The following is a 14,198-nucleotide window of genomic DNA, read 5'->3' as shown; positions in this document are numbered from 1 at the left end:
TCAATCATGTTTTCCAATTGTTCCTTTAATATCGACCTCTCAGGCTGACTCATAAGATAGCGATCGCGGACAAAAGCACTTCGTTTCTTATGGATGGCTTGAGTGCACTGTACTCAACTAAATCAACTTTCCTGTTTGTAACTTCAGAGAGTTCTTCTTGAAGTTTAAGCATTTTAAAAAGAGTAAATCCTATCTCAGCTTCTATAAGGAGATCCAAATCACTATTTGAATTCATTCCGCTCTTCGCCAATGAACCAAAAATTGCCGCACGTTTAATTGAATACCGAATTAAAACAGGCAAAATCAATCGTTGGTATTTTTCTACGTCGTGCACGTTCATAGATCGTTAAATCAACATTAGAAGCAAAAAGGCCCTATACAACACTTCCTGCCGCCACCGGCCATTTTAAAAGCCCTCCCCATCCGGGGAGGGTTGGGTGGGGCCTATATCTCCTGCAAACTCAAAACAGCCTGGTCTAAAAAATTAGGGATGATGGTATTTTGCGTTTGGGTGATCTTATCCGGGTCCTCCAACCGTTCCAGCATTTCATTGTATTTATCCAGGCCGTGTTCACTCACTACCTCTTTCTTTTTGTCTTCCTTTAATAGCAAAGTGCGAATACCGACCGCATCTGCTTCCGGGTGAAACTGGGTGGAGAAAAAATAATCGCTGAACCGTATAGCCATCATTGCCCGCGGAAGGTCGACATATGGCCTTTCCTTTTCAATAGCCAGCAATTGCATTCCCAGGTCGATAAAACGCTTTTCATTTGGATGGATGACCTGCCAAAACCGGGAATCGACTGCGTAAAATGGATCGGCAAGCCCGTCAAATAAAGGTTCGTTCCTGCCTGCATTTGTTTCGTGAACAGGCAGAACCCCAAAAGAGGGCGATTTACGCATATTTATTGCACCCAAACCATATTTACGGCACATGAGCTGGAAAGAATGGCAAATAAAAAAGGCATGCTTTTTTTGCGAAGTGCTGGAAAGATTATGATCTTCAAGCGCATCCACCAGCTTAAAATATTTCTTTTCCCATTCGGTGCCTTCGCTTTCCAAAGGATCGCCCGGGCCGCCGCTGGAGATATAAATGTCGAATTCCGTCCCTGGTACTTCCACTTTTTTGCGGACGTCGAAAACTTCGTAGGTTAAATTTAATTCATTTTTCACACGGTAACGCTCCAAAATTTCACGGATCCCGCGCATCCCTTCATTTTCTATCCCATTATACAGATCCAGTACCGCTACTTTTACAGATTGTTTATCGTTTTGTGCCATTATTTTTTATATCCCTTTAAGCGTTTGTGAAGTGATGTAATCCACAACATCTGCAAAGTTATGGTTTTGTTCGTAAACTGCTAACTGTCTGTCAGCTCCTGTGCCATTTTCTAATATTTTATGCACGTATTGCAGGTCATCGCGGCAGCCCAATTCGTCAACCACTTCATCAACAAAATCAAGCAACTCCAGTACCAGCGAGCGGGTGTTTACTTCCATTTCTTTGCCGAAGTCGATCATTTTGCCATCAATACCATACCTTGCAGCGCGCCACTTATTTTCGTTGATCAGCGCCCGGTTATAGGTCATAAAAGCCATATTCTGGAGCCGCATTTTATAAAGTTTGGCGCATAAGGCCTGGAATAAAGCCACAAAAGCCATCGTTTCGTCAATCAGCATGGGGCAATCGCAAATGCGAAATTCAATCGTTTCAAAAAACGGGTGAACCCGGATATCCCACCATATTTTTTTGGCATTGTCAATACAATTTGTTTTCACCAAAAGCTTGATATACCTGTCATATTCCTCAATACTGTTAAAATAATCAGGGATACCGGTACGCGGGAATTTATCAAAAACCTTGGTTCTGAATGATTTAAAGCCAGTATTACGCCCTTCCCAAAAAGGTGAATTGGTAGATAAGGCATATACGTGGGGCAAAAAATAACGCACCTGGTTGGCAATATGAATGGCCAAATCGCGCGACTGGATGCCCACATGCACATGCAGCCCGAAGATCAGGTTGGAGCGCGCAGCTTCCTGCATCTCGTCTACAATTTCAAAATATCGGGGATGATCAGTGATCAACTGGTGCTGCCAGTGCGAAAAAGGATGCGTCCCGGCGGCGCCAATGCGTAAACCTATGTCCCCGGCCAACATGGCAACAGTACCGCGAAGCTTGCTCACTTCTTTGCGGGCCTCTTCGGTATTGCGGCAAATATGGGTGCCCACTTCTACCACGGCCTGGTGCATTTCGGCCTTTACCTGGTCTTCGTGGATCTTTTGGGCGCTTTCAACAATTTTTTGGTCATGCGATTTTAGCTCCCGGTTTACCGGGTCAATCACCATGAATTCTTCTTCAACACCTAAGGTAAATTCGTTCATAAAAGGTTATAATTTATCAAAAATCCCATTATTAGGCTATGTTTTGTTAGGTTAAATTATCTGTCGCGATCTGTTTAAAACATCGAACATTCGAAACACTTTTTTCACCCTCTTTACGGCTTGCCGTAGAGAGGGTCGGAGAGCGAAGCGAATCCGGGGTGAGTAAACTCGCCGCCATGCATTCGCAGTAATGTCCCCCGGGGTTGACTCACCCGAACATCGCTACGCTCGTTCACCCTCTCTTTTGCAGGCAAAAAAGAGGGTAGCTGCAATTTGTTCTTTGTTTCGAATGCTCAAGATTTTAAACCCATCACTATAATTGCTATATTATTTTGTCGTCTTTTTCGGCTTTACTATTTTTTCCTTGATCGTGCCTTCTGCCAATACTTCGTGATCTATCTTTCCTTCACTCGCTTCTTTTTTACCGGCTTTTTTCTCTACCTTTTTTTCAGATGCTAATAAATGCTCCCCTGCGGCGCCTGTTTTTACAAATTCGCCCCAGGTTAAATTATCCATATCAGGCTTTTGCTTTTTGGCGCGTTCAATGGCATAATCGGCAGCAGTCTCCACCACCCATTCAAAATTTTCCTGTCCAACACTGGTTACTTCCGCATCCGGCGCAGGGTTACAAAAATCAATGGCATAAGGCACGCCATTGCGGATCGCAAATTCAACGGTATTAAAATCGTAGCCAAGGTATTTATTTAGTTTGATCACGTAGTTTTTAACCAGCTCCAGCAATTTCTTTTCGGCCGGGGCCTTGCCATGCTCGTAGCGCAGGTGGTGCGGGTTGCGCGGCTCGTACTGCATTATGCGCACATGCTTGCCGCCTATGCAATAGCAACGGAAGTAGTCATCAAAAACAACCTCTTCCTGCAGCATCATTACGTACTGTTTGGTGTTGGCGTATTTGTCGAAAAAGTCTTCCTTATCGTGCAGTTTATAAACTTCTTTCCAACCGCCACCATCAAAAGGCTTCATGTATGCCGGGAAACCGACATAATCAAATATACCTTCCCAATTTAAAGGATAGGACAGGTTACGGAATGATTGTCCGGTGGTATCATCCGGCATATCCTTTGATGGCAGGATAACCGTTTTAGGTACCGGCACCCCTATTTTAACGGCCAGCGCATTGTTGAAGAATTTCTCATCAGCACTCCACCAAAAGGGGTTGTTGATGACCGCCGTGCCGCAAATCGCAGCATTTTTCAACATAGCCCGGTAAAAGGGCACATCCTGCGAGATTCGGTCAACAATTACTGCATAATCGAGTGGGATTGCTTGCTGCACTTTGTCAATGTGGACAAACTCTGCAGTGATATTTTTTTCTGCCTTCTGGTTAATGCGATCAACAAATGCATGCGGGAATGAATTTTCCTGTCCGAATAAGATGCCTATTTTTTTCATGGTATGATGGTAATTTTAATGCTCTCGTTTATATTTAATCTTTGTACTTTGTAGCAAATTCAATTCTTCTATGTTTTTATTAATTCTCTAACTCACTAATTCACTAAATCAATAACTATTTTATCGTTGATAAATAATGCGGAAACATTTCCTTCCAAACCGGCCAATCATGACTCGCAAACGGCCGTACATCCAGCCAATTGCGGATGCCCTTTCGATTTAAGATATTAGATAACCGGTCATTGTCCCCCCTGCAGATATCATGCTCAGCTGTCCCCAAAATTATATTCATGTGCCACAGATCTGGCTGGCTGCTTCCGGGCAAATAATCTATCGGGTTATTATAAAATACATCATCGTTATAAAAACCATCCGTAAACTGGGTGATATCAAACGCCCAGCTCATGCTGAACATATGGCCTGTTTTATCCGGGTGCTTAAAGGCGAAATTCGCGGCGTGGTAACCACCGAAACTACAGCCGGCCGTGGCTACCTTGTTGATGCCAGTTTCGTGCATTGCCCAGGGTGCAAGTTCATCCAATAGCATTTTATCATACCAGGCATAACGGCGGGCACGCTCGGATGGATGCACATCTTTATTATACCAGGTAAGCCAGTCGAAACTCTCGGGGCAATAAATTTTTACCAGGCCTTCATCAACAAACCACTTTACGCTATCAATCAGCCCTTCATCCTTGTTCTGGTAATATTTGCCCTGCGAAGTAGGGAAAAGTATAACCGGGTAGCCACGGTCGCCAAAAACCAGCATTTCTACATCGAGCCCCAAAATTTGCGAGTACCAGCGGTGATATTTTTCAGTCAAAGTATTGTTGGTTTAATGAATGTAAGTTAGAGAAATAATTTGGTGATTTGAAAATTTGATGATTTGAAAATTTGATGACTTGAAAATTTGATGATTTGAAAACGCCTCACCTAATTCCTCTCCAAAGGAGAGGCGAGGTTTTCAAACTTAAAAACCTTACCTTTGCCGTTTTAATAAAATTGAATACTGAGATGTACTGGAATTTGCCGGAGATGGAAATAGCAATAGCTGAAAAAAATATCATAATAAGATCCGAACACTTAAAGCGCAACGTTACCTGCACGCTTTTGATACCCGAAGAAACTGAATTTGTTGAGCCGATGAACCTTTTGCTCCTGAATGACGGGCAGGAAATAGAAAGCCTGGAGCTGAAAGAAACTTTAGAAGAGTTAACCAATTCCCAAAGGATAAAACCAACCCTGGTTGTCGCCATACACGCTGACGAAAATCGTTTGCACGAATACGGCACCGCCGGCAAACCTGATTTTAAAAAACGAGGCGACAAAGCCGGGTTATATACCGAATTTATAAAAACAGAGTTATTGCCAGCGATTTATAAGCTGACCAGCATCGAAAGTTTTGAAACGACCGCTTTCGCAGGTTTTTCGTTAGGCGGATTATCCGCTTTGGACATCGCCTGGCACAATCCCGCCCTTTTTGATAAGGCAGGCGCATTTTCAGGTTCTTTTTGGTGGAGAAGTAAGGATTTAAGCAAAGGGTATACCGATAATGACCGCATTATGCACAGCATTATCAGAAATACCAAAGAAAAACCCGACCTAAAAATATGGCTGCAAACCGGCACTAAAGATGAAACGGCCGACCGCAACAAAAACGGCATTATCGACAGCATCGACGATACCATCGACCTGATCAAAGAACTGGAAAATAGAGGTTTTAAACGCCCTGAAGAGGTTCGGTATGTCGAAATGTTCGGTGGCAACCACGATACTGCCACCTGGGCCAAAGCCATGCCTAAATTTTTGGTTTGGGCGTTTGGAAGATAGAACTATTTTGTAGTTTTAAGCCAAAATACAAAAGTGCGTCTTAAATACTTTTTTGTAACCGTTGCCGCATCGCTTTTCCTGCAAACCAGCCGGGCGCAAATGTTTGTTAAAAATATCCTGCACGACAAAATCCCTGTTTCATACACCGGCAAGGCAATTGATGCGTATGAGTACCGGGATAAGGCCGGCCTGCACATTTACCTGGTAACCAAAATCAAACAGGACAAGCCGATAAACAAGGTCAGTATTTTTGGTTTTGCTTATACCAGCATTAATGGGGTATTTGTTAAAGACTGGGAAATAAAGGATTTTTCGGACGATGATGTCCTGCTTTATTATGAGCATACCATAATAGTAGATGTAGATAAAGACGGAATTTATGAAACTTTTTTTGTGTATGAACTTGATCCCAATATGGGCGAAGGATCCAATTGGAAAGTTATGGTACATTATAAAAATATTAAGGCCGTGTTAAGAGCTCATATACCGGAACTCGATTCGGATAATTATACCGAAACAATGGATAAATCATTCGATACCATGCCTGTGCCTATCAAAAAAATCGCGAAAAGCGTTTGGGATGGTGTTGCAAAAGAGGAGCACCTGCGGGGAACATCCTTGTATAAGTAACAGGCAATTAATTTAACATATTTACCTCCATGCGCCACCCCGAAGAAAACCCCTGGAAAACCACCTCCGAGCAAATTATTTACGATAACCCCTGGATAAAATTAACCGAGTACCATGTGATCAATCCATCGGGTAATCCCGGCATTTACGGCAAGGTGCATTATAAAAATTTAGCTATCGGCGTTTTACCGCTGGATGAGGATTTGAACACCTACCTGGTGGGCCAGTATCGTTTCCCGCTGGGGCAATACAGCTGGGAAATGCCCGAAGGCGGCGGAATTATTGGCGTTGACCCTATCGATTCGGCCAGGCGGGAGCTTTTGGAAGAAACGGGGTTAAAAGCTGAGATTTGGACAGAAATTCAACGCCTGCACTTGTCCAATTCGGTAAGTGATGAATTAAGCATTTTATTTGTTGCCCGTGGCCTGCAGCAATTTGAGGCTGAACCTGAGGATACCGAGCAACTGATCATCAAAAAACTACCGTTCGAGCAGGTTTACCAGATGGTTTGCAAAGGTGAAATAACTGATGCAATGACTGTAGCGGCAGTTTTAAAAGTAAAATTACTGCTGACGGAAAACAAGCTGTAAGGTTTTTAAGCTTGAGAAAAAAATCTAACTTTGAGGCTTTTATGAGAAAGTTCTTCGGCTATATATTATCACCTCTTGTCATCATCACCTTTTTTTTGGCGCTGCTAATTTTTCAGCCTATCCAATGGTTTTGTTATAAAGTTTTCGGTTATGCGGCGCACAAAAGGTCTGTTGACATTTTAAATCTTTGTTTGTTAAGAACGGTTTACCTGGCTGGAAATACGGTGGTTTTTACCAACAAGCAAAATTTGCCCATTGGCCGGCCTATTATTTTTTTAGCGAACCATCAAAGCATGTTTGATATCCCGCCGCTGATTTATTACCTGCGCAAATATCACGCTAAATTCATATCAAAAATTGAACTTACCAAAGGTATTCCCTCCATATCCTTTAATTTAAAATATGGCGGCGGGGCCAATATAGACCGGAAAGACTCTCGTCAATCGATCTCTGAGATCATCAAGCTGGCCACCAAAATGAAGGAAGCCAATTGGTCGGCTGTAATATTCCCGGAAGGCACCCGCTCAAAAGATGGTAAAGTTAAATCTTTCCAGGTTGGTGGAATCGCTACGATGTTAAAAAAGTGCCCCAACGCGCTGCTGGTTCCCATTGCGATCAATAATACCTGGAAAATAACCCAATACGGATATTATCCGCTCTACAGCTTTACAAGAATGACCTGGGATGTGCTTGAACCTATTGAACCCAACGGACAACCGATGGAAGACCTGGTAAAAGAAGCGGAAGACAGGATAAAAGCCTATCTTCATCAAATTTAATGATGAAGAAAACCTGCTGCCTTATTTTTTGCTTTTTTGTATTTGCCGGCTGCAACTGGTCAAATCGCCCAAAATACAAAAGGATAGCGCTTGACAATAGTTTATTATGGGAGATCAGCGGTAACGGCCTCGCATCTCCCTCCTACCTTTTCGGCACAGACCATCTCATCGGCGGCAATTTTCTTGACACTTTACCTTACGTGATGGGAAAATTCAAACAATGTAAGGCGGTCGCTACCGAGGCGGATTTGGATAGTGAGCCTCTCGAATACAAATCGCATATTTTTCTCAAACATGACTCACTAAGCCATTTATTTACGCCCGATGAATTTTCAGAAATCGACAGAACGCTAACACGCTTCCTGCCCTGGCCCCTTTTGAAATTCAACCGGTATAAACCGGTTTATGTTTACGACGAGCTGTCAGTTTTCATTTCAGCAAAAACCACGTCAAAGACAAATCATCATTTGGACAAATATTTCCGGGAAGAAGGCCGCAAAATGGGATATAAAATCCTCGGCCTTGAAACTGTTAAATTTCACGACAGTTTGCTATACGATGCGCCGTTGGATAAACAAAAAGAGTCTTTGCTATATCTGGTAAGGCATATTGATCAGGTTCGTAAATCGCGTCAAAAATCCTTTAAGTTATATCATGAGCAAAATCTGAATGGCCTCGAAATCCTGGCAAATTCAAACGCCGAGTTCACTAATGAACGATATGATGGGTTCATAAGAGCAAGAAATAATAACTGGCTGCGTGAACTTCCCGCAATCATGAAACAGCAGCCTACTTTTATAGCCGTGGGCGCCGCACATTTGCTCTGGGATTGCGGCCTTATAAATCAGCTTCGACTAAAAGGATACACAGTTAAAGCCGTCACCAACTAAAAACTCAACTCAAGTTCGCCGCCAGATAACTCCCCCTTTAGGGGCCAGGGGCTAAACGTTTTTTCCGTCAATGATCTTGAAAAACTCATCGCGGTAGGTATCTCCAACAGGGATGATCTTGTCGCCAATAAAAATACGGCTGCGTTCAATACTGTCTATCTTATTGATAGACACAATATATGATTTGTGTATCCTCATAAAATATTTAGTGGGTAAAGCATCTTCCATCTTCTTCATGTTCTGCAGGGTGATGATCCTTTCGGCAGGGGTAAAAATGGAGATATAATCTTTCAAACCTTCAATAAACAGGATATCGTTCAAATACACTTTTTGGATCTTATGCTCGGTTTTAACAAAAATAAAATCGCTTAAAAACTCCTGCTGTGGCTTTTGTGGGGTGCTTTCTGCAAGGGCAACAGGTTTAACAGCTGCGGGCTGTAATATGGCCTGGGCTTTTTGAACAGCTTTAAAAAACCTATCAAAAGCTATCGGCTTTAACAAGTAATCTATCACATCCAGTTCATACCCCTCAAGCGCATATTGCGGATAAGCGGTGGTCAAAATCACCTTGGCTTTGCCGTTGGCTATTTTCAAAAATTGTATGCCGGTAAGCTCGGGCATTTGTACGTCTAAAAAAACCAGGTCGGCCTCTTTTTCCTGAACCAGTGTTAATGCCTCAATAGGGTTGGTGGTGGCTTTTACCAAATGCAAAAAAGGTATTTTGGATATATAATCTTCCAATACATGCAATGCAAGAGGCTCGTCATCAACTATTATACATCTGATCATGCTATAAAACTAATGATAATTCAACGGTGTAAGTGTTTTCTTCATCCTGGATCTCCAGGTTATATTTGCCGGGGTATAGCAGGTTTAGCCTTCGTTTCACATTATTCAACCCTATTCCGCCAGAGGCATCTACGTTATTATTGTGTTTTTTATTTTGAATGTATAAATGCAGATGTGCATCGTCAACATCTATCAATAACCTTATTGGGGTAAGCGGATTATTGGCAACCCCATGTTTAAAGGCGTTTTCAATAAATGTGATCAACAGCAAAGGTACTATTTGCTGGCCATCCACACTGCCCGATATTTTATAATCAATATACGCCTTACCCGCAAACCGGATTTTTTGCAGGTCGATGTAATTCTGTAAATATTGCAGTTCTTTTTCCAGGTCAACCTTGTTATCGTTACACTCATAAAGCATATAACGCATAATTTCCGAAAGTTTTAATATCGCTTCCGGTGTAGTTTCGGACCGCTGGTACGCCAGCGAATAAATGCTGTTTAATGAATTAAATAAAAAATGCGGGTTGATCTGCGATTTAAGGAAAGCCAGTTCGGCGCTTAGGCGCTGGTTCTCCAAGTCGCGCTGGATGCGTTCATTTAAAAACCAGTCTATTGCAAACTTTAAAGCAGCGCTCAAAATTAAAAAAAGCAAACCTGTAAATAATGTTGCGATAAAATATTCGCTAAAGGTGAGGGTATGATGTTTGTCGCGCATCAAAATATTCTCCCGGAATATTGACGCAATCCCATACTTGCCCAAACCATATATTATTAAGGTGGCCACTATAGCTACAACATAAAAGGCATATTTTTTTTTATTTAAAAACCGGGGGATAAGGACAAGGTAATTCAAATAAAACAGGCTAATGTTGACCAGGGGATATAATAAGAAAATGATCAAAAGGTCTGTAGTATTATATTTTGCCCCGTTGCGCGCAATAAACAAAAAAAACACCATCAGCGCGAGCCAAATAATTACATGCCAAAATACCTGCAAGCGTATTTTCATCGAATAAAAATATTATTTTGAAAGTTTGTAAAGGTATATATTATATATAGTTGTTTGCGTAATCGATAAACTGCCTTTTATCCCCGACGAACGCCTTGTTGTTTAAAACAACGGTTCATCTATAATTACTGCCCGTTGGTCTAATACTTTTTACCAGACAAATTATTAGAGGTTTCTTTGTATCATCAAATCACACACAATGAAAAAGCTAATTACAAATTCAAACCCTTTTATATTACTGCTTGTTCCGGTATTATTTGCATTGATTATGGGTGTTAGCTACCAGTTTCAGCAAAAAAGGGAATCCGTAGCCGGCACAACCGAACATGCTACATCACTTTTCTATAAAAGCGTAAGCCTGGTAAAAACCGTTTGCGCTGTAGCCAAAGAAAAACTATGGTAATCGCCACCGATAACCTGACATTTAATTTCGGCGATCAAACAGTAGTTAAATCACTATCACTACAAGTTCCGGAAGGTAGCATTTACGGATTTCTGGGACCAAACGGCGCCGGTAAAACCACCACTATCAAATTGCTGATGAACCTGCTTAAAACACAGCAGGGCTCTATCCATATATTCGACCTGGAGCTGAAAAGCAACCGGGTTAAAATACTTTCACAAATTGGTTCGCTGATTGAGCAGCCCGCGATATACCTGCACATGAGCGGCAGGGAAAACCTGCTTAACCGGGCTTTACTGCTACAGGTGCCTGAAAGCCGTGTTGAGGAAATGCTGAACCTTGTGCATTTAACTAATGCCGCCCATAAAAAGGCAGGGCAATATTCCCTCGGAATGAAACAACGCCTGGGGATTGCTTTGGCGCTTTTGAGCGACCCTAAATTACTGATCCTGGATGAGCCCACCAACGGTCTCGACCCCAACGGCATTATAGAGATCCGTGAATTGCTGATCAAACTGGTTACCAAACACAATAAAACAGTTTTTATATCAAGCCACCTGCTCGGCGAAATTGAACGCATGGCCACCCATGTGGGCATTATTAACAATGGCGAACTTTTATTCCAGGGAAGTATCAGCGAACTGCAAACCTTAAGCCAGCCATTGATACAGGTTGAAACGGATAACACTGTGGATGCTGCCAACCTTTTAACCCGCAATAACTACGAGGTGACCGAGGTTACAGATAATTATTTTTATGTGCCTTATGCCAGTAAAAAGCAAATGGGCGAAATGAACGCCTTACTGAATAAAAACGACTATGCGGTTTACAGCATCAGCAAACAACAAAAAGACCTGGAGAAATTGTTTTTAGACATCACCCAAACTGCCTGAGCCATGCAAGGATTTATTCTATCATTCCGGTCTGAGTTTTATAAAACACGTAAAACAATGGCATTTTGGAGCGCTATTTTGCTGCCATTGTTAATATGCCTTCTGATTTTTTCCGGATTTTTAAGCAAAGGCGACCATGGGGCGCACACGTCCGGCGTAGCGCTTTGGATAGAATTTTCGGGGTTAATTTTGGCAATTATGGGATCGTTTATTCTCCCTATGCTGATCATATTTATAGCATATTCGGTAAATAATATCGAACACAGGGCCGATACCTGGAAATCGCTATTTAGTTTGCCCATATCCAAGCTTTCTGTTTATGCTGCCAAATATTTTTATGCGCTATTTTTAACATTCTTGTGCCTGGCGCTATTTGTTCTGTTTACGCTGGGTTTTGGCAACTTGTTAAGTGTGATAAAACCCTCTCTCAGGTTTAGCGAATATCATATTGAAGGTTTATTAACCCGGGTTTATTTGAAGCTGTTCCTGTCTTCGCTTGGCATTCTCTCCATCCAATTCCTGTTAAGTCTTTTATTCCGAGATTTTTTAAAACCCATGGGTATTGGTTTTATTTGTGCAATTACCGGCGATATTATTGCCAACAACTGGAAATACTCTTACCTTTTTCCTTATTCACACCCTTTTTTGGCCATACAGGCACTGTTAAATGGCAAAAATGCGGCTATCGGGCCCGATGGAGTGCCACAAATAACGGTTGATTTTTTTACCAAAGACATTGCCGTAAGCCTGATTGTAGCTACAATAGTATTTATAGCTGGCTATTTTATTGTGCTGAAGAAGAGTGTGAAGTAAGGCGAAGTCGGGAAGTCGGGAAAGTCAGTAACGTTCGAAAGAAAAATCAGGGTCTGTTTTTCAAGTTTTTGATATTGACCTTTGCTTGTTTAAAAAGAAATATATTCCCGATAAAATAACAATATAAATGACAGCTTCCTTTAAATACTCAAACGCCGTGTATTTAAATTCGAAGTGCCCGTCTGCTAAATATGATGGCATTTTTATAAGTAAAGATATTCCAATCCAGAAAAAGACCACAATAACTGAACTGATAATTGTCTTCCGAAATTTCCTGACCCATAATAACTGAGGCAATAAATATCCCGGAAATATTTCTATCCAAAAAGCCCACCAATAGCTTCCGAAAAGCCGGTCACTTATCGAATATTGGACATATTTCGCACCGGAAAAAAGATCGGTAATTATTTCGTGAACAAATCCGCATATAAAAAGCACTGAACCTAAAAGTAATGCCGAGTTAATTACAAGAATAAGTGTCCGTTTATCAATAACCGGAATTTTTATTTTAAAAGGAAAAAGAATTAATAAGCACGGAACAAGAATTGATGAACAGTCAAATATTGATTCTGCAATCGTGTATAAAATCGTGGATATGAAATAAACTATCTTCTTACTTTGTGCTAATAATCTCTTCTGTATACTTAGGTTATTTTTGCCGAAACGGCAGTTGCAGCTTCTTTCGGACTTCCGGACTTTACTGACTTTCGGACTAATCTCCAGTCTCTAATCAACTAATAACTATCTCACCGGCTTCGGAAACACCGGCAAACTCTCATGTCCATCCGCATCAACAGATTGCACTGCAAAAAGATAATTATCCTTTGAATAAGCAAGTGTTGCGGTAATATCCGTCACATAAAATTTCTTTTCCCAATAAGGGCTGATGGTTTCGCGCATCAGTACATAATAGCCTGCTGGTTTTTTACCGGTTTTGGGAGCCTCCCATTTTAAGGTGGTTTTATTGGTTAAGCCGCTGGTTACAATACCCACATTCTGTGGTTCGGCTGGTGCACTGGCAAGGTTAGCCAAAACAGAAAGGTTCATCCGGGCTACCTTTTGGACGTAGTTGTAATCAATAAAATCGGGCAGGTCACCGTAATCAACCCCATTTTCGTTGCGGATGTCCTGGTGCTGGCGGGTAAAATCCTCGTTCATTTCGGTAAAACGCACCGCGGTAAAGCCTTGCAACAAGAATGAAACGTGATCGCCGCCACGCAGGTAACGGTCGCGCCGGTAGATGAGTTTTACATCAAGTTGATCAACATAGCGTTCGCCGGTTTCTTTCACATACCTTGCCAACTCGCGCGAGGGGCTGTCATTTTCGCCACCTAAAGCAATCAGGGAAGCGACATCCTTTTGATTCCCGGCGGCTATGGATGGAACTCCTTCGCTGAATATCCTTACACTGCGGTTATCCTTTAAATCAGTTTCCATACCGTGGGTATTGCCCACAATATCATTGTTGAGCATTGCATCCACGTTCCAGTTTTCGGCTTTGGCACGTTTGGCCACGTTGGTGGAACCGTACAGGCCCTGCTCCTCGCCCACTACAGCCATAAAAATGATCGTCGCCGGGAATGATCTTTTGGCCATAACGCGCGCCAGTTCCATGGATACGGCGGTACCTGAAGCATCATCATTGGCCCCTGGCTCAACGGCGTTGGGGTTCATCACGTCTGTTACACGCGAATCATAATGACCGGAAACGATATAAACGCGGGTGTCTTTTGGATCGGTGCCTTTTAAAATGGCCAGTACATTTTTAAGG

General features: G+C 42.1%; 16 protein-coding genes. 8 read left to right on the top strand and 8 right to left on the bottom strand.

What is annotated here, in order from left to right:
- Positions 1-49: 49 nt before the first annotated feature.
- The 5 genes from QZY09_RS00555 to QZY09_RS00535 all read right to left on the bottom strand — a co-directional run bounded on the left by QZY09_RS00555 (position 50) and on the right by QZY09_RS00535 (position 4,618).
- Positions 50-340: a nucleotidyltransferase domain-containing protein gene (locus QZY09_RS00555; protein WP_295666723.1), complete on the bottom strand. Its 291-nt coding sequence runs from the start codon at positions 338-340 to the stop codon at positions 50-52.
- 104 nt (positions 341-444) lie between these two features.
- A complete protein-coding gene (locus QZY09_RS00550; protein ID WP_295666720.1) occupies positions 445-1,281 on the bottom strand; it encodes a GMP synthase in 837 nt (278 codons plus the stop codon).
- A gap of 6 nt (positions 1,282-1,287) precedes the next feature.
- A complete protein-coding gene (locus tag QZY09_RS00545; protein ID WP_295666717.1) occupies positions 1,288-2,385 on the bottom strand; it encodes a carboxylate-amine ligase in 1,098 nt (365 codons plus the stop codon).
- A 327-nt stretch (positions 2,386-2,712) separates the two neighbouring features.
- Positions 2,713-3,795: a hypothetical protein gene (locus tag QZY09_RS00540; protein WP_295666714.1), complete on the bottom strand. Its 1,083-nt coding sequence runs from the start codon at positions 3,793-3,795 to the stop codon at positions 2,713-2,715.
- 115 nt (positions 3,796-3,910) lie between these two features.
- Positions 3,911-4,618: an alpha/beta hydrolase-fold protein gene (locus tag QZY09_RS00535; RefSeq protein ID WP_295666711.1), complete on the bottom strand. Its 708-nt coding sequence runs from the start codon at positions 4,616-4,618 to the stop codon at positions 3,911-3,913.
- Between the two features lie 191 nt (positions 4,619-4,809).
- Between QZY09_RS00535 and QZY09_RS00530 the strand changes: the two genes are divergently transcribed.
- Genes QZY09_RS00530 through QZY09_RS00510 form a run of 5 tightly spaced genes read left to right on the top strand, consistent with a single transcriptional unit; the run spans position 4,810 to position 8,514 of the window.
- Positions 4,810-5,625 carry an alpha/beta hydrolase-fold protein gene (locus QZY09_RS00530; protein WP_295666708.1) on the top strand — a complete coding sequence of 272 codons (816 nt, stop codon included), beginning with the start codon at positions 4,810-4,812 and terminating at the stop codon, positions 5,623-5,625.
- A 33-nt stretch (positions 5,626-5,658) separates the two neighbouring features.
- Entirely contained in the window at positions 5,659-6,255 is a 597-nt protein-coding gene (locus tag QZY09_RS00525) for a M949_RS01915 family surface polysaccharide biosynthesis protein (RefSeq protein WP_295666705.1), read from the top strand.
- A 29-nt stretch (positions 6,256-6,284) separates the two neighbouring features.
- Positions 6,285-6,845 carry an NUDIX hydrolase gene (locus QZY09_RS00520; RefSeq protein ID WP_295666701.1) on the top strand — a complete coding sequence of 187 codons (561 nt, stop codon included), beginning with the start codon at positions 6,285-6,287 and terminating at the stop codon, positions 6,843-6,845.
- A 41-nt stretch (positions 6,846-6,886) separates the two neighbouring features.
- Positions 6,887-7,624, top strand: a complete 738-nt coding sequence (locus tag QZY09_RS00515; RefSeq protein WP_295666699.1) for a 1-acyl-sn-glycerol-3-phosphate acyltransferase — start codon at positions 6,887-6,889, stop codon at positions 7,622-7,624.
- Positions 7,624-8,514 carry a TraB/GumN family protein gene (locus QZY09_RS00510; protein ID WP_295666695.1) on the top strand — a complete coding sequence of 297 codons (891 nt, stop codon included), beginning with the start codon at positions 7,624-7,626 and terminating at the stop codon, positions 8,512-8,514. The genes QZY09_RS00515 and QZY09_RS00510 overlap by 1 nt, the downstream gene beginning before the upstream one ends.
- Positions 8,515-8,565: 51 nt before the next feature.
- Here the strand turns inward: QZY09_RS00510 and QZY09_RS00505 are convergent, their stop codons facing one another.
- Both QZY09_RS00505 and QZY09_RS00500 read right to left on the bottom strand, forming a co-directional pair.
- A complete protein-coding gene (locus QZY09_RS00505; RefSeq protein ID WP_295666692.1) occupies positions 8,566-9,303 on the bottom strand; it encodes a LytTR family DNA-binding domain-containing protein in 738 nt (245 codons plus the stop codon).
- A gap of 1 nt (position 9,304) precedes the next feature.
- Positions 9,305-10,318, bottom strand: coding sequence for a sensor histidine kinase (locus QZY09_RS00500; RefSeq protein WP_295666689.1), 1,014 nt, complete (start codon positions 10,316-10,318; stop codon positions 9,305-9,307).
- 199 nt (positions 10,319-10,517) lie between these two features.
- Here QZY09_RS00500 and QZY09_RS00495 point away from each other — a divergent pair, with 199 nt between their 5' ends.
- The 3 genes from QZY09_RS00495 to QZY09_RS00485 are packed head-to-tail and all read left to right on the top strand — an operon-like array spanning position 10,518 to position 12,427.
- The gene (locus QZY09_RS00495; protein ID WP_295666686.1) at positions 10,518-10,721 is read left to right on the top strand and encodes a hypothetical protein; all 204 of its coding nucleotides are present in this window, start codon (positions 10,518-10,520) and stop codon (positions 10,719-10,721) included.
- Positions 10,715-11,614 (top strand): ABC transporter ATP-binding protein, encoded by a 900-nt coding sequence (locus QZY09_RS00490; RefSeq protein WP_295666683.1) that lies wholly within the window; start codon positions 10,715-10,717, stop codon positions 11,612-11,614. Before QZY09_RS00495 ends, QZY09_RS00490 begins: the two co-directional genes overlap by 7 nt.
- A gap of 3 nt (positions 11,615-11,617) precedes the next feature.
- Positions 11,618-12,427 (top strand): ABC transporter permease, encoded by an 810-nt coding sequence (locus QZY09_RS00485; protein WP_295666681.1) that lies wholly within the window; start codon positions 11,618-11,620, stop codon positions 12,425-12,427.
- Positions 12,428-13,168: 741 nt separating this feature from the next.
- On the opposite strand, the gene QZY09_RS00480 is transcribed toward QZY09_RS00485, so the two are convergent.
- Positions 13,169-14,198: M28 family peptidase (locus QZY09_RS00480; RefSeq protein WP_295666678.1), on the bottom strand; the 1,030-nt coding region annotated here is incomplete at its 5' end.

The sequence above is a fragment of the uncultured Mucilaginibacter sp. genome (assembly GCF_903913935.1).
In the GTDB taxonomy this organism is placed as follows: domain Bacteria; phylum Bacteroidota; class Bacteroidia; order Sphingobacteriales; family Sphingobacteriaceae; genus Mucilaginibacter.
Note: the sequence above shows the minus strand (reverse complement) of the source record. Positions and strands in the feature narration are given on the sequence as shown.